Source organism: Microbacterium sp. Soil_N32 (assembly GCF_057655505.1).
Window position 1 is genome coordinate 1 of record NZ_JBDGME010000005.1, and the last position, 18538, is coordinate 18538.

The following is an 18538-nucleotide window of genomic DNA, read 5'->3' on the forward strand; positions in this document are numbered from 1 at the left end:
GTCGGTCACCGTGCTGCGACCATCACGAAGACGCGCCGCCGCGCTCTCCATCTCGCTGTACGTTGCTCCGAAATCATGTCCGGCCATCGTGGCTCCCTCCGTATCGAAAACGCCCCCCTCGGGCACTGACAGCACGGGAGGTTACCCAATCTGTGCAGGAAGAGAAAGGGATGCATGCAGGCGCATGCTCCAACCGCCCGCCGCGTCTGGCGAGCGGGCGAGACGGCGCGGCAGAGACCGCTCAGCGGGATGCGCTCGCGCGCTGCAGCTCGCCGCGCAGCACCACCGTTCGGGCGGGCTGCGCGTCGCCGGCGATGCGCTCGAGCAGCAGCCGTGCGGCGGTGGTGCCCATGTGCCGCGCGGGCAGGCGCACCACCGTCACGGCGGTCGGCGACAACGTGGTGAAGGGCAGTGAGCCCACGACCGCCACCCCGAACGCCGGCGGGGTGAGCCCGCGCTCGGTGAGCACCTGGATCGCGCCCACGCCGATGAGGTTGTTACCGGCGACGACGGCATCCGGCGGCTCGGGCAGCGCGAGCAGCTCTTCCATCGCGGCCCGCGCCCCCTCCACCCGGTAGGTGCTGAAGCGCTGCAGCGCCTCGATCTCCAGCTGCGTGCCGGCGAGCGCCTCGCGCCACCCCGCGGCACGGTCGGCCGCGGTGTCGATGTCTTCCGGCCCGCCCACGTAGGCGATGCGGCGATACCCGGCCTCGATGAGCGACGAGGTCGCGGCGATCGCCGCCTCGCGGTTGGCCATCACCACCCCGTCGAGGTCGTAGCGGGTGGCGCGGTCGACCGCCACGACGGGACGCCCGGTCGCGAGGATGCCGTCGAGCTCGGTCGTCGGCGAGGCCGTGGCGATGATGACGCCCGCCATGTTCTCGGCGACCGCGATCTGCAGGTAGGTCTGCTCCTTCTCGGGCTGCGAGTCGGAGTTGCACAGCACGACGGAGTACCCCGCCTCGGACGCCACGTCTTCGACACCGCGCGCCATCTCGGTGAAGTACGGGTTCTCGATGTCGGGGATCACGAGCGCGATCACCTCGGCGCTTCGGCGCCGCAGCGTGCGGGCGGCGCGGTTGGGCGTGAAGTCGAGTTCGGCGGCCGCTCGACGCACCGCCTCGACCTTCTCGGGCGACACCTTGGTGCCGTTGAAGACTCGCGAGACGGTGGCCGGCGAGACCCCGGCGCGCGACGCGACGTCGTAGATCGTGGTCATGTGCCGCCCTTTGCCGATCGGGCCCGTGCCCGGATGCTTCACCCTACCGGCCCTCCCGGCACGCGCTCCGCCGGATCACCCCGAGGCGACGGTCAGGCCGCATCCTCCGCGGCGGTGGTCGCGATGTGCTCCTGCAGCTGCGCGAAGACCTCGTCGAGGCGCGCTCGTCCGGCATCGTCGAGCCGCGGCAGCGGTGACCGGCACTCCCCCAGCGGCACCGACAGCTTGCCGCCGAGGTACTTCGCGGCACCGAACACGCCGACCTGCACCATGCCCTCGACCGTGTCGTCGATGCGCACTTGCACGGCACGCGCACCGGCGAGGTCGCCGGCCGCGAACCGTCGCCGCAACGAGCGGAACAGGTCGATCTGCAGGCTCACGGTCGTACCGATGGCCCCACGGGCGCCGATCGACAGTGCGGGCAGGTAGAACTCGTCGAAGCCGTTCACGACGGTCTGATGCGGATGCCGGCGCAGGATGCGCTCGGCCCCGTAGAGGTTGCGCGAGGTGTGCTTGACGCCGATCACCTGCGGCAGCGCCAGCAGCTCGTCGAACCCGCCCTCCGAGATGTCGCGCCCCGTGAACTGGGGGATGTTGTAGAGCACGAAGGGCAGGTCGACCTCATCGATCACCGTGCGGAAGTGCCGCACCACGTCGGGCGTCGAATACCCGTAGTACAGCGGCGGGATCATCGAGATCGCGGCGACCCCGGCATCCTTCGCGGCCTGCGCGATGCGTACGGCCTCGCCGGTCGACATCGCGCCGACGTGCGACAGCACGGGCACGCGCCCGGCGACGGCGTCGACCGCGGTCGCCGCGACGGCGATGCGCTCGTCCTCCGAGAGCAGCACGCCCTCGCCCGACGAACCGCACACGTACACGCCCTCGACCCCGCGGCGCACGTCGCTGTCGAGCATCGCGGCGAGCGCCTCGTGGTCGACGCTCTCGTCGGCGCGCATCGGCGTGACCGCGGCGGTGAACAGCCGCTCGCCCAGCACCTCGCTCACCACGCCGTCCACCCGCCGTCGACGACGACGTTCGATCCGGTCATGTAGGTCGAGGCATCCGATGCGAGGAAGACGAGCGCACCGTTGAACTCGTTCGCCTCGGCCATGCGCCCGATGGGCATGCGGGCGGTGTAGTTCGCCTGGAACGTCGCGTCCTGCGTGTCGCGCCGCACGCCCGACGGCGTGAGGGTGTTGACGCGGATGCCGGCACGGCCCCAGTACGTCGCGCAATAGCGGGTGAGGTTGTAGAGGCCCGACTTCGCCGCCGAGTACGCGACCGGCTTGATGAACGGCACACCCGTGAGCTCGGCCTTGTAGGCGTAGATGTCCTGCACCGGGGAGACCATGCCGTAGATCGACCCGACGTTCACGATCGATCCGCCGACCCCGGCATCGCGCATCCGCCGGCCCGCCGCCTGGGTGACGAGGAAGGTGCCGACGAGGTTCGTGTCGACCACCTCGCGGAACACCTCGACCGGGAACTCCTCGAACGGCCCGGACACCTCCGGGGGCGCGCTGGGCTGCGTGTCGAGGCCCGCATTGTTGACGACGACCGTGGGCACGCCCCACGTCTCGGCGACCCGGTCGAAGCCGGCATCCACACTGGCCTGGTCGGTGATGTCCATCGCCACCGCGAGCAGCCGGCCGTCGGGGTCGTCGATGCCGAGGCGCGCGCCGGGGTCGGCCACCTCGCTGCGCGACGTCACGGCGACCCGCGCGCCGCGGCCGTGCAGCTCGCGCACGAACTCCGCACCGATCTGGCCGAAGCCGCCGGTCACGACGACCACCTTGTCCCGCACCGAGAAGAGCGGGTCGGTTCCTTCAGACATAGATGAGTACTCCAGATCGCAGGGCGGTCAGCCCTTGACGGATCCCGCGGTGAGGCCCGACACGATGCCGCGCTGCGCCCACAGGAAGAAGATGATGGCCGGCAGCGCGAACAGCAGCGCGCACAGCATGACCACGTTCATCGGCGTGTAGAACTGGCCGAGGAACGACGACAGTCCGACGGACGCCGGCCACAGGTCGCTCGACGAGATGAACGTGTTCGCGAACATGAACTCGTTCCAGCCGTCGAAGAACGCGATGACCGCGGCCGCCGCGATGCTCGGCATGATCAGCGGCAGCACGATGGTGGTGAGGATGCGCAGGCGCGAGCATCCGTCGATGCGCGCCGACTCCTCGATCTCGTACGGGATCTTGTCGATGCCGCTCTTGATGATGAACATGCTCACCGGCATGACGAATGCGGTGTCGGCGAGCACCAGGCCCCAGTGGCTGTTGAGCAGCCCGGCGCCGGCGAAGATCGCGTACAGCGGCACGATGATGAGCGCCTCGGGGAGCATCTGCGTGCTGAAGAACACGAATCCCGCGACGCCTCGGCCGTGGAAGCGGTAGCGACTGAGCGCGTAGGCGGCCATCGTGGCCAGCACGAGGCTGAGGATCGTGGTGCCCGCCGCGATCACGAACGAGTTGCCGAGCCAGCGGAGGATCGGGATGTCGGCGAGGAAGCCGCCCCACTGGCCGATGTTCTGCACCTCGGGGAGCAGCGGCTGGCCGTCGCGGTACAGCGACGTCTCGGTGGCGAGCGAGGTCGACAGCATCCAGTAGATGGGGAAGCCGGCGAACACCACGAGCAGGGTGATGAGCACGGCCTTGCCGAGGCTGCCGAACTTGGCACCAACGCCGCGGCGACGCGGGAGGTCGGTGGGGATGCGCACGGTGGTCATCGCTGGTTCTCCTGACGCTCCTGCAGCTGCTCCACGACGAAGTAGACGACCGTGACGAGCAGCGAGAGCACGAGGCCGAGGGCGCCGATCGCGGCGGCCCGGCCGAGGTTCTGATCCTGGAAGGCGGTGCGATACACGTTCACGACGAGCGTGTTCGTGACGTCGAGCGGCCCGCCGCCGGTGATGAGGAAGATGATCTCGAAACGCCGGATCGACCAGATCGTCATGAGCAGCGTGATGATGCGGATCGTGGGCATGATGTGCGGCAGCGTGACCGCGCGGAACGACTGGAACCGCGTCGCGCCGTCGACCCACGTCGCCTCGCGCAGCTCGTGCGGAACGCTCTGCAGCGCGCTCAGCATCACGAGCATCACGAGCGGGGTGAGCTTCCACACCGTGGCGAGGGTCACGGCGAAGAGGCCGTACTGCGGGTCGACCAGCCAGCCGTGCTGTCCCATGCCGAGCGCCGACGTCGTGCGATTGAGGATGCCCTGCTCGTTGTTGTAGATCCAGACGAAGATGAGCGCGGCGGCGACCGTCGGCACGGCCCACGGGATGGTGGCGATGGCGCGCACGATGCCCCGGCCCTTGAACGCCGTGTTCAGCAGGAGAGCGCCCGCCGTGCCGATGCCGACCGAGAAGACCACCGTGAAGAACGTGTAGAGCAGGGTCGTGACGACGGATGACCAGAAGCGGTCGCTCGACAGCAGGTAGTCGTAGTTCTCGAGGCCGATACCGCGGCCGCCCGCCGGGTTGACGAGCTTCGTCGCCGTGAACGACAGCAGCACGCCGCGGATCAGCGGGAAGACGGTGAACACCGCGAGGTACGCGATCGCGGGGAGGAGGAAGAGGTACGCGCCGTAGCGTTCGACGAAGCGTCCGACCGCGCCGCCGCCGCGCTTCCTGCGCGTCTTCGGGGGCGAGGCGGGAGGAGCCGAACGGGGCGCCTCGAGCGTGGGGGTGGCCATGGCCGGGGTCCTTTCGGGAAAGCCTGGGGGTTCGAGGGGCGGGGGATGCGGCATCCGCCCGCCCCTCGCGATGCTCAGCCGAGCTCGGCTTCGAGCGTCTCCTGCACCTCGGCGAGCTTCTGCTTCACGTCGCCGCCGTTGACCCGCAGGTCTTCGACCGCGGTGAGCACCTCGCGCCAGACGACCTTGCTCTCGGTCTCGAAGCCCTCGACGAGCGTCGACTTCGAGGTCTTCGCCGCCTCGAGGAACTGCGTGGCCCACGGGTTGGCCTCGAGGAACGCGGCGTCGGGCTCGACGTCGGTCGCCATGGCGGATGCTCCGAGGCCGGCGCGGATCGCGGTCTGCCCCTCTTCGCCGAGCACCCAGCGCACGAAGTCCTTCGCAGCCTCCTTGTTGTCGCTGTTCGCGTTCACCGCGATGATGAGCTGCGAGTTCGAGCCGGGGTTAGCGAGCGGCAGCGGGGCGGCGCCGAGCGTCATGCCGTCGACGACGTTGTCGGGGTTGCTCGTGATCGTCGTGGCGACTCCCGAGTTCTCGAACAGCATGCCGACCTGGCCCTGACCGAACTTGGCGCGGAAGGTCGACGCATCGTCGCCGATCGGGGCGACGCCCGAGGCGAAGGTCTCGAGGAACGCCTCGACGGCCTCCACGTTCTCGGCCTTGTCGATCGTGAGCTTCTCGCCGTCGCTCAGCTCGCCGCCGAAGCCGTAGATCCAGTTCGCCATCTCGAGGGTCCACCCGTCGATCTCGGCCGTCTGGTGGCGCCCGGCCCAGCCCGCGATGCCCAGCTCGGACTTGATCGTCTGCGCCGTCGTGAGGAACTCGTCGAACGTGGTCGGCACCTCGAGGCCGAGCTGCTCGAAGATCTGCTTGTTGTAGATGACGGTGCTGTACGTCGGGCGCTCCCAGTTGAAGCCGTACTGGCCGCCGTCGAACACCCCCGCCTCGTTGGTGTTGTTCAGGTCGTCGCCGAGCTCGTCGGCGATGTCGTCGAGGGGCTCGAGCACCCCGGCGTCCACGAGCGACGCGAACTGGCTGTCCTGCAGCACCATGACGTCGGGACCGCCGCCCGCGCCGAGCTCGGTGCTGAGCTTGTCGGCGTAGTTCGCGAACGGGATCTCGACCTTGGTGAGCTCGATGTTGTCGTCGGGGCCGGTGTAGCCCTTCACGGCATCCCAGATGATCGGGCCCTTGCCGTCTTCGAGGAACTGCCAGTTCGAGAAGGTGAGTTCGCCGCCGGCGCTCTCGCCACCGTCACCGGCGTCGCCCGAGGCGCAGCCGGCGAGGGCGAGGGCGGATGCGGCGGCGAGGCCGGTGAAGCGCAGCACGCGGGTGCGGCGCGACGGGGGTACGGGGGAAGACTTCACTGTTCACTCCTTTGGGCAGCAAGCTCTGTGCGTCGTTGCATCCGATCTCGCGGCGGGTCGTGAAATCGGTTTCATCACCATAACTTCGCAGTCATGAGGGTGTCAAGATGCAAATGGTTACGCAACCTTCGCACGCGGTGCGCGGGTTCACGCGACTCGCGGACGCGGCGGCCTACGCTGGAAAGCGTGCACCGCGTCTTCTCCTATGGCACCCTGCGTCAGCCCGAGGTGCAGCGTGCGCTCTACGGACGCGAAATCCCCACCACCGCAGATGCGCTGCCGGGCTACCGCCTCGACTGGGTGACGATCACCGACGTCGCGGTCATCGCGACGAGCGGATCCGACCGGCATCCGATCCTGCACCCCGGCGCGCCGACGGATGCGGTCGACGGCGCGTACCTCGACCTCACCGACGCTGAGCTCGCCGCCACCGACGCGTACGAGGTCGCCGACTACGCGCGCCGCGAGGTCGCCCTCGCCTCCGGCGTCACGGCCTGGGTCTACCTCGCCGCCTGATCGCTCACGCCCTGATCACTCGCGGCTCGGGCGCCACGCGACGCCTCGCGCGCCCGCGCTTCCGCGCGAGGGGTCAGGAAACGCCGCATGCGGGGCATCCGATACGGCGTGTCTTGACCCCCACGCGGGGTAGGCACGAACTGAGCGCGGGGTCAGGCGAGCCAGGCGGGGGCGCGGCCGCGCAGCACGCCGCGGTCGACCGAGAACCGACCGGCGCCGGCGAACGCGAGCGCCAGCGCGGCGGCACCGAGCAGGGCGACGAACTCGTAGCCGCCCTCGGTGACCCACAGGCCCGCCGGCAGGTGCACGAGCACGAGCGCCACGACCATGTCGACCGCGAGCAGGATGCCGGCGAGCCGCGTGAAGAGGCCGACCACGAGCATCCCTCCCCCGATCAACTCGACGAAGGCCACGACGGGAGCGGCGATCTCGGGCAGCGGCACGCCCATGCCCGCGAAGCTCTGCGTGGTGCCGGGCAGCGTGTACTCGAAGATCTTCTGCGCGCCGTGGGCGACGAAGATCGCGCCGACGACGACGCGGAGCACGAGCAGCCCCCAGGAGGTGGCGGCGGACGGGGCGGAGGTCTTCGGCATGAGGGCTTCCTTCGTGGCAGGACACGCGCCGGGCGCGGTGGGGGTTCCCGCCTTCGACGCTAGGAAGCCCACCTATCCGTTCCCTGTGCGCGCCGCCCCCCGCACAACTTCGGAGTGCCGACGCGACACGCCGGCGCATTCGCCTCGTCGACGGCGCGTCGGATGCCGACTCCGAAGTTGTGCCGGGCAAACGGCGCCCGGATGCCGACTCAGCGGTTCGCGGCCACCACCTGCGCCACGGCCTCGCGCTGCGCGGGCGTCGGCTCGGCGATCGCCATGCGGCAGTAGGCGTCGACCACGTCGAGCACGCGGTACGCCTCCTTCATGCGGGCCATGTCGCCACCGATGAGCGACACCACGTCGTCGACGGCGGTCTGCGCGGCGGCGATCGCCTCGGCATCACCCGACCGACCGGCATCCGCCAGCGCGCGGAAGGGCTTCGGCGTCACCGACGAGACTCCCGAGACGACACCCTGCGCTCCGGCCTCGACGGCCGCGATCAGATCGCGGTCGGCGCCCGTGTACAGGTCGAAGTCGGCGGGCACGACCGCGCGGTACGCGGCGATCTCGGCGAGCGACAGTTCGCTGACCTTCGCGCCCACGATGTTCGGCAGCGCGGCCAGGCGCACGAGCAGCTCGGGCGACACCGTATTGCCGCTGCGGGCGGGGTAGATGTAGACGTACAGGCGCCCGTCGCCGACGGCGTCCGACACGGCCTGGAAGTAGTCGAAGATCGCGTCGTCGGTCGACTTGAGGTAGTACGGCGTGAGCGCCGCGAACTCGGTCGCCCCGAGACCCCGGGCGATCTCGACCAGACGCACGGCCTCGAAGGTGCTGGGCTGTCCGACGTGCACGATCACGCGCATCCGATCGGCGAGTTCCTCGATCGCGGCCGACACCAGCGCCCGGAACTCGTCGGCGTCGACCGCGGGGAACTCTCCCGTGGTGCCGAGGATGAACGCGCCCTCGTTGCCCGACTGGCCCACGAACCGGAAGATCGCACGCGACCCCTCCAGGTCGAGGCTGCCGTCACGGTGGAACGCGGTCGGGACGGCGGTCAGGATGTCGTAGCGGGTCACTTCTCGTTCTCCTCGGAGTTCTTGCGGGCCTTGCGCCGCGCGCGGGGGGATGTGTCGACGTTGCGCACGGTCGACGTGAGCAGGTCGGGGGTGGCGGCGAGCTCGTCGTGGGCCTTCGCGATCTGGGCGCGACTCTCGTCGTCGAGGATGGAGTCCTCGAGCGAGGCGCGCTCACCTCGCGGCTTGCGCGCCGCGCGGATGGCCGGCATGACGATCGACAGCACGGCGAGGGCGAGCAGCACGATCGCGATGGGGCTGACGACCTCGAAGAACGGCCGGGTCGGCAGGATGGCGAGGGTGCGGGCGAGGTTCTCCTCGGCGAGCGGTCCGAGCAGCAGACCGAGCACGACCGGCCCTGCGGGCACCTGCATGCGCTTGAGCAGCACGCCCACCACGCCGAACACGAGCATCGTGACGACGGTCGAGAGGCTGTTCGAGGTCGCGTACGTGCCGATGATGCAGAAGATCAGGATGCCGCTCCACAGGTACGGCTGCGGCACGTCGAGCAGCTTCACCATGCCCTTCATGCGCACCAGGCTGAGGATGAGCGACAGGATCGTCGCGACCAGCATGATGCCGACGATCGAGACCACCAGATCGGGGCGGTTGGTGAAGAGGGTCGGGCCCGGGGTGATGCCCCAGATGATCATCGACCCGATCATGACGGCCATGACGGAGTCGCCGGGGATGCCGAGCGCCATCGTGGTCGTGAGCGATCCGCCGAGCGTGGCGCTGGAGGCGGTGTCGCTCGCGGCGACTCCCTCGATCGAGCCCTTGCCGAACATCTCGGGCTTCTTCGAGACCTTGCGAGCCCGCTCCCAGCCGATGAGTCCGGCGATGTCGCCGCCCGCCGCGGGGATGAGGCCGACGCCGAGGCCGACCGCGCCGCCGACCGCGGTCGCGCGTCCGGACTGCTTCAGCTCCGACCGGTTCGGGAACCAGCGGCCGAGGCTCGAGATCGGTCGCACGTTCGACTTCCGGTACGTCAGCAGCTGGTCGAACAGTTCGGCGATGCCGAAGAGGCCGATGATCACGGCGATGAAGTTGACGCCCTCGACGAGTTCGAGCACGCCGAACGTGAAGCGCTGGTCGGCGGTCGCGGCGTAGGTGCCGACGCTGCCGAGCATGAGACCGAACAGCCCGGCGAGGATGCCTTTGAGCATCGACTTCGACGAGATGCCGATCATGATCGCGATGCCGAAGACGACGAGGGCGAAGAGCTCGGGAGACTTGAAGTAGTCGCGGGCGAAGCTGGCGATCGGCACGGCGGCGACCGCGAACAGCACCAGGGACGCCAGGATGCCGACCGCGGAGACGATCGCCGAGATGGTGAGCGCGAGTCCCGCTCTGCCCTGCTTCGCCATGGGGTACCCGTCGAGGGTCGTGGCGATCGAGGCCGGGGTGCCGGGGGTGTTGATGAGGATCGACGGCACCCGGTCGCCGAAGTTCGCGGCGACGTAGATCGTCAGCAGCACGGCGAGGCCCTGCACGGGCTCGAGCGTCATCGTGAACCCGGCGGCGAGCGCGACGGCCATCGTCGCGGTGATGCCGGGGAAAGCGCCGACCATGAAGCCGAGCACGAGGCCGACGAGCATGTACAGCAGGATCGAGATGTCGAGGAGCGAGTTCAGCCCCTCCATGAGTGCGTTCACAGCGGAATCCTCAGGAGCATGCCGAACACGACGTAGACGAACGCCGTGACGAGGACGGAGTAGATGACGAGGCTCAGCCAGCGGCGGTGGCCGTAGAGGAGCATGAGGGCGGCCATCAGGACGGCCGCCGCGATCGGGAAGACCTCGATGCGGTACCCGAAGAGGATGACGGTGCCGAGCGACCAGAGCGCGATGAAGGCGCCGGTGATCGCGAGCGTGGCGATCACGCGCAGGTAGCCGCCGGGCTGGATGCGCTCGAGGTCCTCCCTGCCGGGGGCGGGGCGGGTGAGGGCGATGGCGAGGATCGCGATCGCGATCACCACGGCGGTCACGCCGATGACGGTGGGCCAGAACCGGGCGTCGATCTGTCCGGGGGCGGCCTCACGGCGCAGCGGGATCTGCGTGGCGAGGAAGAGGTAGCCGGCCGAGAAGGCGAGGGCGACGATGCCGAACACGATCTCGAGGGGGCGGGATGCCGGAGCGCCCTCGTACTCGTCGGGGGCCGCGGGCTCGGCCGCGATGTCGGGACTCGACATGGTTCTCCTTCGTTGGAGGGGGTGCTGCGGGGCCGGACTGCGCCGGCCCCGCAGGGGTGCTCAGCCCAGGAGGTCCTGGAAGAGCGCGAACTGGTCGTCGACGAACGTCGTCCACTCGGCCGAGTCGCGGTAGACGACGAGGTTGCCGGCATCCGCCTGGAACTGCTGGTAGCTGTCGGACTCGACGGCCTCCTTGACGGCCTCTTCCAGGGTCGACTTCACGTCATCGGGCAGGCCCTTCGGGGCGTAGATGCCGCCCCACCCGCCGAACACGACGTCTTCGCCGATGGCCTCTTCGACCGTCTCGACGTCTTCGGCGTCGGGGTGACGCTCGTCGTTCATGACGGCGAGGATGCGCACCGCCTCGCCCTGCGCCAGAGCCTCGCCGAGGCCCGAGACGGCGGCGACGGTCTCGCCGGATGCCGCGGCCGCGACGGCGGTGGCGCCGCCGTCGTAGGGCACGGGCGTGAACTCGGCGTCGGCCGCGTTGCCGAGGCCGATCGTGGCGGCCTCCCAGATGGAGCCCGCGCCGGAGTTGGCGACGGTGACGGCGCCCGACTCGGCCTGCGCGACGAGGTCTTCGAGGGTCTCGATGCCGCTGTTCGCGCCGACGGTGATGACGCCGGGGGCGAGCATGATCTGGCCGAGGAGGTCGAAGTCCTCCGGCATCACGTTGGCGCCCTGCGTGGTGTTGAGCATCGCGATCTCGACGGGCGCGAAGCCGATGACGTAGCCGTCGGCGTCCTGCGAGCCGACGTACTCCATGGCGAGCGCACCGGCGGCACCGGGCATGTTCTCGGGGATGACGCTCACGCCGAGGATCTTCTCGAGCTCGGTCGCGAGGGCGCGCGACGACAGGTCGGATCCGCCGCCGGGGTTGGCCTGGATGATGAGGCGGATGTCCTTCTCGGGGAATGCCGACGCGGCATCCTCGCCCTCCTCGACCTTCGTGCAGGCCGAGACGACGAGGGCGGTCGCTGTGAGGGCGGCGAGTGCGGCGGCCGCCCGGGTGATGCGCTTGCGGGGCATCTTTGCTCCTCTACGTGGGTCGACCGTGTTGTCGACGCTGCGAGAGTATCAGTGTTGACTGTTAACAGTCAACACTGGACGTTGTGCGAAGAGTCCCGCGGATGCGGGTGCGCGGCCTCCCGTCCGGTGCCAGGATGGCAGGGAACGAAACCGTGGGAGGGACGGACGTGTTCGACGAAGGACAGCGGCAAGCCGCGCTCGATGCCCTGGAGATCCTCGATACCCCGCGCGATGAGCGCGTCGATCGGGTCGCGCGACTGGCGAAGGAGATGTTCGGCGTGCCGATGGTGGCCGTCTCGCTCATCGACCGCGACCGTCAGTGGCGGAAGACCCAGATCGGTCTCGGCGTCGACGAGGCGCCGCGGCAGGACTCCTTCTGCGACTACACCGTCAGCCAGGACCGGCCGGTCGTGATCGAGGATGCAGCGCTCACCGACCTCTTCGGCGACAACCCCTTCGTCGTCGGCGATCCCCACCTCCGCTTCTACGCGGGGCATCCGCTGCACGCGCCCGGAGGCGAGCCGATCGGCACGCTGTGCGTGCTCGACACCGAGCCGCACACGCTCGACGACGCCCAGCTCGACCTGCTGCGCGACCTCGCCTTCTGGGTGCAGTCCGAGCTGGCGAACGACGCCGAGCTCGACCAGGCGGCCGTCATCCAGAGCGCCCTGCGTCCGCACACGCACCCCGAGGTCACGGGCTACACGATCGCCGGCGGATCGGTCTCGCGCGGCGCCCTCGCCGGCGACTTCTACGACCTCGGCATCGTCGACGGGGCGCTGCGCATCACCCTCGCCGACGCGATGGGCAAGGGCACCGGCCCCGCCCTCGTCGCCGCCAGCGTGCGCGCCTCGCTGCGCACGGCTCCCGAGCGCGGGCTGGCCGAGTCGATCGCCGAGATCGACCGCCTGCTCGAAGAAGACCTCGGCGACACCGCCATGTTCGTCACCGCCGTGCACGCCGAACTCACCCCCGACACCGGCGACCTCGAGGTGATCGACGCCGGGCACAGCCTCGCATTCATCCTGCGCGCCGACGGTTCGTGGGAGCACCTGCGCTCGACGAGCCTGCCCCTCGGCATGGGCATGGGCCTGCAGCCGCCCGAGGTGCGCGAACCGCGCTACTCCCGCCTCGAACCGGGCGACGCCTTCGTGTGCTGCAGCGACGGACTGCTCGACGTGCTCGACCCCGACGACCCCTACGCCCACGTGTACCGCGTGTTGAGCGAGCTCGGCCCCGACGGCGCCATCCGCGAGGCGATGGGCCTGGCGACCGCCGACACGGCCACCGACGACATCACCGTCGTCGTCGTGCGGAGAGACGCATGACCGCCCGGTTCGCGACCATCCGCGTGCTCGCCCTGCTCTCGGTGCTGCTCGGCGTGAACTACGTCGCCTGGCGGTGGCTCGAGTCGGTGAACTGGTCGGCGTGGTGGATCGCCGTGCCGCTCGTGATCGCCGAGACCTACAGCCTCATCGACACGTTCCTCTTCTGCCTCACCATGTGGCGTGCGAAGGAACGCCCCGGCCCGACCTCGCCGCCGCAGGGCACCGTCGACGTCTTCATCACCACCTACGACGAGCCGATCGAGCTGGTGATGACGACCGCACGCGCGGCGAAGCGCATCGCCTACCCGCACACCACCTGGATCCTCGACGACGGCTCCCGGCCCGAGCTCGAAGCCGCGGCGCTCGACGCGGGAGTGGGCTACCTCACCCGCTCCGAGGACTGGACCGGCAAGCCGCGCCACGCGAAGGCCGGCAACCTGAACAGCGCCCTGCTGCAGACCGACGGCGAGTTCCTCCTCATCCTCGACACCGACCAGGTGCCGGACCCGCTCATCCTGCACCGCACCCTCGGCTACTTCGCCGACGACCCCGAGGTCGCTCTCGTGCAGACCCCGCAGTGGTTCATCAACGTCGACGAGGCCGACCCGCTCGGCAGCCAGGCGCCCCTCTTCTACGGTCCCATCCAGCAGGGCAAGGACGGCTGGAATGCGGCGTTCTTCTGCGGCTCCAACGCCGTGCTGCGTCGCGAGGCCCTCATGCGCCTCGGCATCACCGGGTACGTGCGCGAGGTGACCGACTCGGCCGCCCGGGCGCTGCGCACCTCGGAGCAGATGGTCGAGAAGGAGGCACGGGCCGCCGCCGACCCCGACCTCGCCCGCGAGCTGGGTGCCCTGCAGATCGCGATCCGGCAGGGCCGTCGCGACCTCGGCGGCGGCACCTCGGTGGCCGAGGTCGCCGACCGCGTGCGCGCCGCCGTCGACGCGGCTTCCCGCATCATCGTCGCGAAGGACCTCGCCGGCATCCGCGCCGACCTCGACGAGCTCGGCGCGCTGCCCATCGCCCACGACGCCGAACTCGACGCGATCGTCGTCGACGAGGCGGGTCTCGCGACGCTCGCGGCATCCGACCTCTCCCCCATCACCGCGCTCGACACGGTGCGCGCACTGCTCGACGCCCTGCGGCTCGACCGCGGCGACGAGGCGCAGCCGATCCTGCCCATGGCCACCATCTCGGTCACCGAGGACATGGCAACCGCGATGCAGCTGCATGCGCAGGGATGGCGCAGCGTGTACCACCACGAGATCCTCGCGAAGGGCCTCGCCCCCGAAGACCTGCGCACGATGCTCACGCAGCGGCTGCGCTGGGCACAGGGCACCATGCAGGTGCTGCTGCGCGACAACCCGCTCGCCAAGCGTGGGCTCTCGGTCGGGCAGCGCCTGATGTACTTCGCCACCATGTGGAGCTACCTCTCGGGCTTCGCCGCAATCGTCTACCTCACCGCGCCGGTCGTGTACCTCGTGTTCGGCATCCTGCCGGTCACCGCCTGGTCGGTCGACTTCTTCGCGCGCTTCCTGCCGTACTTCCTCGTCAACCAGCTGCTGTTCCTGGTGGTCGCGAAGGGCGTCAAAACCTGGCGGGGGCAGCAGTACTCCCTCGCCCTCTTCCCGGTGTGGATCCGCGCGTGCTGGACCGCGTTCGCGAACGTGGTGCTGGGCCGCCCGCTCTCGTTCGCCGTGACGCGCAAAGACGGCCGCGATCCGCGCGGCGTGCCGTGGCGCCAGATCTGGCCCCAGCTGACCGCGATGATCGTGCTCGCCATCGCCCTGATCATCGGCGTCACGCGCGTCTTCATCGGCACCGCCGACGGAACCGGCACACTGGTGAACACCGCGTGGGTGCTCTACGACCTCGTCGTGCTGAGCGTCATCATCCAGGCGGCGCGCTATCGCGGCCCCGCCGCCGAAGTCCTCGAGAAGGAGACCCATGGATCTGAGCACTGACCGCCGCGACGGCTATGCCGTCATCGGCCTGACCGGACGGCTGACCGCGACCGGCGCGCCCCTGCTGCGCAACGCCGTGGGCGACCTCATCGCCGCGGGCGAGTCGCACATCGTCATCGACATGTCGGGCCTGCAGTTCGTCGACTCCTCCGGACTCGGCGCCCTCGTGGGCGGGTTGAAGAGCGCGCGCGTCGCCGGCGGCGACCTGCGCATCGCGGCAGTTCCCGATGCGGTGCAGACCGTCCTGCACCTCACCAACCTGGACCGCGTGCTGCGCGACCACCCGACGCCGGAGTCGGCGTTCGATGGACGCTGAGACCCGCGCGGTGCACATCGACGGGCCGGCCCGGCTCGAGCTCGTCGACGGCGTGCTGGATGCGCTCGACGGCGTGTGGGCGGATGCTCCGCACGTCGCCGACCAGGACCGCACGCTCTTCACGCTCGCGGTGAGCGAGGTGGTGACCAACATGGTGCAGCACACCGAGAACCCCGACGCGGTCACCCTGACCGTCGACATCCGGGTCTCGGCGGACGACCTTCTCGCGACCCTCACCGACACCGCCCCGCCGGCGGAGATCGACTGGGACGGCGTCGAGATGCCCGACGCCGACAGCGAGAGCGGCCGCGGACTGGCACTCTCGACCGCCGCACTCGACGAGCTGCGGCACTACTCCGACACCCGGGGCAACACGTGGCGGCTGCGGCGGATACTCGGGCAGACCGCATAGGGCGCCGCCGACACGCATAGCAGCGCAGGGCTACGCCGCAAGCCCCTGGCGGCATTCCGCGCGCCCCGGCACGGTGGAACCATGCTGATGCGATCCACCGCCCCCAGCCCCCTGCACGAAGACTCGATCGGCCTGCTCACCCGCGGGTACCGACTCGGCGAGCACCTCTGGCGGCGCACCCGGCCGGATGCGCGCGCCGTCGGCATGCGTCTGCTCGCCCGCGACGCCCTGTTCGTGCGCGGCGCGGAGGGGGTCGCGCTGTTCTACGACGGTGAGCGCACCGCACGCCACGGCGCCATGCCGGCCCTGGTGCAGGAGACGCTGTTCGGCCACGGGTCGGTGCACAGCCTCGACGGCTCGGCGCACCGGCACCGCAAAGCAACCTTCATCGATGTGGCGTACGAAGACGAGCAGGTCGAGCGGCTGACCCCGCACCTCGAGCGCGAATGGCGCGCCGAGGTGGACGCCTGGACCTCGGGTATCAGCACGCGCACCGCGTACGACGCCGCCGTGGTCGCTTTCGGGCGCGCGGTGATGCGCTGGGCCGGCCTGCCCGGCACGGCGAAGGCGAAGAACCGCTGGTCGCGACGACTCGCGCAGATCGTCGACGGATTCGGGGCTCCCTACTCCCCGTCGTTCGTGAGCGCGATCCTCAACCGGCGCTGGTCCGACGGGCACGCCGAGAACCTGATCGCGGCCGTCCGGCTCGGCGAGCTGCAGCCGGCCGAGGGGACGGCGCTGTTCGAGTGGGCGTGGCACCGCGATGAGGGCGGTGTGCTGCTCGCGCCCCGCACCGCGGGTATCGAGCTGCAGAACGTCATCCGTCCGATGATCGCGGTCGCGCGTTTCGTGGCGTACGCCGCGAAGCAGCTGCACGAGCATCCGGAGTGGCGGGCGCGCATCGCGACCGAGGCTGACCAGCGCGGATCGCTGACCGGCGGACCCCTCGCGACCGCCTTCGCCCAGGAGATCCGACGCACGTCGCCGTTCGTGCCGATGCTCCCGGCCTGGGCCACGCAGGACGTCGAACTCGACGGCGAGCGCGTGCCCGCCGGCAGCCGAGTGGTGCTCGACATCCTCGGCACGAACACCGACGCCGCGTCGTGGGAGCGCCCCGGCGACTTCGTTCCCGACCGTTTCGTGGGAGTCGACGACTACGAGGCGATCGCGGCGTTCGTGCCGCACGGCGGGGCCGATCCCCGCACGGGTCATCGCTGCCCCGGCGAGAAGCTGGCGATCGCCGGACTGGCGGCCGCGGTCTCGGCCCTCAGCGACCGCCGTCTCGAGGTGCTCGACGAGGGTCTCGACGTGAACCTGCGCCGCCTGCCGACGATGCCCACCTCCGGCGGCAAGGTGCGCAGCTGCCCCTTCCACCGCAAGCCCTGACCCTCCCCATCCCCCCCTTCCAGTTCCCGTCGCATTTTCTGTCGCCTGCGCACGCGCCAGGCGACAGAAAATGCGACGGGAACGGTAGATGGGGGGTGGGGGTACAGCCGGGGACCGGGTCAGCGGGCGGAGATCTCGCTCAGCATCCGGTCGCGGGCACCGTCGAGGTGGGCGGCGAGCACGGCCGCGGCCTCGTCGGGCGTGCCCGTGCGCATGACCTGCATGAGAGTGGCGTGGTCGCCGGAGGACTTGTGCAGATCCTCGTCGTGGTTGATCGTGACCTCCAGCAGCGCGGCGAAGGGCCACCACCCAGACGACGGGAAAGCCACGCCTGGTTCAGGACTGCCACCACTCGACATCCGGGTTCATTTCTGAGGCAAGCTTCGCGAACGCGGGGGTGTCTCTGCTCAGGTATCCGTCTGGCGTCACGTAAAAGCACCCTCGGCGGAATGCCTCCTCAAGAGTCGCGAACATCGACCGCAGCGACATGAACTCGATCGGGTGCTCGGCTTCGTCTATCCAGAAGTGACGGATGGGCGCGCTTCCTCTAAGACTTAAGTCGACCACGTAGAAGTCCCCACCACCATCCGGGAACACCGGGAGCCACCCGGGCGTCCAGCGGGGATCGTTCACGAAGGCGCGGTAGTTTGCCGCTGCGCTTTCGACGGATGAGAAGTAGTGACCCGGCCACAGGGAGATTTCGCCGATGGTGGCACCGGAATGCGCGACCCCATTGTGCCACGCGTACAGTGCCTCTAGCTCCTCGGTGGAAGGTAATCCAATTTCGCCCAGGGCAGCGCGCACCGTGTCCGCCGGAACCCCGGGCTGCAGCGCGTGCATGAGCCTGTCGCGGCCAAGCCCTTTGAGGGTTTCCTCGATCGTGGAGAGAGAATTGACGAGTCCGTCCATCATGGTCCAAACTCTACGTTGAATTGGTCACCGGGCTTGACACCGTTGTCGCGATAGAAACTACTCAACTTTCCGCCCTGATAGTTCTGTTCCCCCCTTGGCACGGGGCGAACCACAGAACCGGAGCCACCCTCAGCAGTACTGGCGAATGGATACTCATCAAGGGATTGGCCATCCGGGGCGGCTGGAACATCCCTCAGGGCTTCTGTCCGGTTATCTGCCTTCGTCAGTGCGTCCACGCGGGTCAGCGTTGTGGGCGCACCACCAGCTACAGCCTCGTCAAACGTGCCAGCGATCCCCGGGGCTCGGCCTCGACTGAGGTAACGGTAGGCAGTTTCGTGTCGGCTCCGGTGTCGTTGGGGCCGCTGTACCGGTCGATATTACGGACGCCGTCGCGATCCCCGCTCTTCTTGTCGGCCAGCCGGTTGACCACCCGCGGGACGCCCGTGAGGTGCACGGGCGCGTCGTCGAAGGAGCGTCGGAGGGCGGGACCGATCGCGTCGCTGAGCTTGTCTCCCATGGGTCAGTCC

The 18538-nt window shown here is 69.6% G+C and carries 20 protein-coding genes; 6 read left to right on the plus strand and 14 right to left on the minus strand.

Annotated features, from left to right (window positions below):
• Positions 1–241: 241 nt before the first annotated feature.
• The 6 genes from AC3A3J_RS00130 to AC3A3J_RS00155 form a co-directional block, all read right to left on the minus strand.
• Positions 242–1219 (minus strand): LacI family DNA-binding transcriptional regulator, encoded by a 978-nt coding sequence (locus AC3A3J_RS00130; RefSeq protein ID WP_487670328.1) that lies wholly within the window; start codon positions 1217–1219, stop codon positions 242–244.
• A gap of 92 nt (positions 1220–1311) precedes the next feature.
• Complete coding sequence (locus tag AC3A3J_RS00135) at positions 1312–2226, minus strand: dihydrodipicolinate synthase family protein (RefSeq protein WP_487670329.1); 915 nt, start codon at positions 2224–2226, stop codon at positions 1312–1314.
• Positions 2223–3056, minus strand: a complete 834-nt coding sequence (locus AC3A3J_RS00140) for an SDR family oxidoreductase (protein ID WP_487670330.1) — start codon at positions 3054–3056, stop codon at positions 2223–2225. Before AC3A3J_RS00140 ends, AC3A3J_RS00135 begins: the two co-directional genes overlap by 4 nt.
• Before the next feature lie 27 nt (positions 3057–3083).
• The gene (locus tag AC3A3J_RS00145) at positions 3084–3956 is read right to left on the minus strand and encodes a carbohydrate ABC transporter permease (RefSeq protein WP_314650242.1); all 873 of its coding nucleotides are present in this window, start codon (positions 3954–3956) and stop codon (positions 3084–3086) included.
• Positions 3953–4924, minus strand: coding sequence for a carbohydrate ABC transporter permease (locus tag AC3A3J_RS00150; RefSeq protein WP_487670331.1), 972 nt, complete (start codon positions 4922–4924; stop codon positions 3953–3955). Before AC3A3J_RS00150 ends, AC3A3J_RS00145 begins: the two co-directional genes overlap by 4 nt.
• A 74-nt stretch (positions 4925–4998) precedes the next feature.
• Positions 4999–6291, minus strand: coding sequence for an ABC transporter substrate-binding protein (locus tag AC3A3J_RS00155; protein ID WP_487670332.1), 1293 nt, complete (start codon positions 6289–6291; stop codon positions 4999–5001).
• A gap of 186 nt (positions 6292–6477) precedes the next feature.
• Between AC3A3J_RS00155 and AC3A3J_RS00160 the strand changes: the two genes are divergently transcribed.
• Positions 6478–6807: a gamma-glutamylcyclotransferase family protein gene (locus AC3A3J_RS00160; RefSeq protein WP_487670333.1), complete on the plus strand. Its 330-nt coding sequence runs from the start codon at positions 6478–6480 to the stop codon at positions 6805–6807.
• Between the two features lie 152 nt (positions 6808–6959).
• On the opposite strand, the gene AC3A3J_RS00165 is transcribed toward AC3A3J_RS00160, so the two are convergent.
• The 5 genes from AC3A3J_RS00165 to AC3A3J_RS00185 form a co-directional block, all read right to left on the minus strand.
• Complete coding sequence (locus tag AC3A3J_RS00165; protein WP_487670334.1) at positions 6960–7400, minus strand: DoxX family protein; 441 nt, start codon at positions 7398–7400, stop codon at positions 6960–6962.
• Between the two features lie 209 nt (positions 7401–7609).
• The gene (locus tag AC3A3J_RS00170) at positions 7610–8479 is read right to left on the minus strand and encodes a dihydrodipicolinate synthase family protein (protein WP_487670335.1); all 870 of its coding nucleotides are present in this window, start codon (positions 8477–8479) and stop codon (positions 7610–7612) included.
• Positions 8476–10131 carry a tripartite tricarboxylate transporter permease gene (locus AC3A3J_RS00175; protein WP_487670336.1) on the minus strand — a complete coding sequence of 552 codons (1656 nt, stop codon included), beginning with the start codon at positions 10129–10131 and terminating at the stop codon, positions 8476–8478. The genes AC3A3J_RS00170 and AC3A3J_RS00175 overlap by 4 nt, the downstream gene beginning before the upstream one ends.
• Positions 10128–10667, minus strand: a complete 540-nt coding sequence (locus tag AC3A3J_RS00180) for a tripartite tricarboxylate transporter TctB family protein (RefSeq protein ID WP_487670337.1) — start codon at positions 10665–10667, stop codon at positions 10128–10130. Before AC3A3J_RS00180 ends, AC3A3J_RS00175 begins: the two co-directional genes overlap by 4 nt.
• 60 nt (positions 10668–10727) lie before the next feature.
• Positions 10728–11696, minus strand: a complete 969-nt coding sequence (locus AC3A3J_RS00185; protein ID WP_487670338.1) for a tripartite tricarboxylate transporter substrate binding protein — start codon at positions 11694–11696, stop codon at positions 10728–10730.
• Positions 11697–11830: 134 nt separating this feature from the next.
• Here AC3A3J_RS00185 and AC3A3J_RS00190 point away from each other — a divergent pair, with 134 nt between their 5' ends.
• The 5 genes from AC3A3J_RS00190 (at position 11831) to AC3A3J_RS00210 (ending at position 17099) form a co-directional block, all read left to right on the plus strand.
• A complete protein-coding gene (locus AC3A3J_RS00190) occupies positions 11831–13024 on the plus strand; it encodes a PP2C family protein-serine/threonine phosphatase (protein ID WP_487670339.1) in 1194 nt (397 codons plus the stop codon).
• Entirely contained in the window at positions 13021–14985 is a 1965-nt protein-coding gene (locus AC3A3J_RS00195; RefSeq protein WP_487670340.1) for a glycosyltransferase family 2 protein, read from the plus strand. Before AC3A3J_RS00190 ends, AC3A3J_RS00195 begins: the two co-directional genes overlap by 4 nt.
• Positions 14969–15301: an STAS domain-containing protein gene (locus AC3A3J_RS00200; protein WP_487670341.1), complete on the plus strand. Its 333-nt coding sequence runs from the start codon at positions 14969–14971 to the stop codon at positions 15299–15301. Before AC3A3J_RS00195 ends, AC3A3J_RS00200 begins: the two co-directional genes overlap by 17 nt.
• Positions 15291–15713, plus strand: coding sequence for an ATP-binding protein (locus AC3A3J_RS00205; RefSeq protein WP_487670342.1), 423 nt, complete (start codon positions 15291–15293; stop codon positions 15711–15713). The genes AC3A3J_RS00200 and AC3A3J_RS00205 overlap by 11 nt, the downstream gene beginning before the upstream one ends.
• 81 nt (positions 15714–15794) lie before the next feature.
• Positions 15795–17099, plus strand: a complete 1305-nt coding sequence (locus AC3A3J_RS00210) for a cytochrome P450 (RefSeq protein ID WP_487670343.1) — start codon at positions 15795–15797, stop codon at positions 17097–17099.
• A gap of 119 nt (positions 17100–17218) precedes the next feature.
• Here the strand turns inward: AC3A3J_RS00210 and AC3A3J_RS00215 are convergent, their stop codons facing one another.
• The 3 genes from AC3A3J_RS00215 to AC3A3J_RS00225 are packed head-to-tail and all read right to left on the minus strand — an operon-like array spanning position 17219 to position 18247.
• Complete coding sequence (locus AC3A3J_RS00215) at positions 17219–17428, minus strand: hypothetical protein (RefSeq protein WP_487670344.1); 210 nt, start codon at positions 17426–17428, stop codon at positions 17219–17221.
• Between the two features lie 7 nt (positions 17429–17435).
• A complete protein-coding gene (locus AC3A3J_RS00220) occupies positions 17436–18011 on the minus strand; it encodes an SMI1/KNR4 family protein (protein ID WP_487670345.1) in 576 nt (191 codons plus the stop codon).
• Positions 18008–18247 (minus strand): NucA/NucB deoxyribonuclease domain-containing protein, encoded by a 240-nt coding sequence (locus tag AC3A3J_RS00225; protein WP_487670346.1) that lies wholly within the window; start codon positions 18245–18247, stop codon positions 18008–18010. The genes AC3A3J_RS00220 and AC3A3J_RS00225 overlap by 4 nt, the downstream gene beginning before the upstream one ends.
• Between the last annotated feature and the right edge of the window lie 291 nt (positions 18248–18538).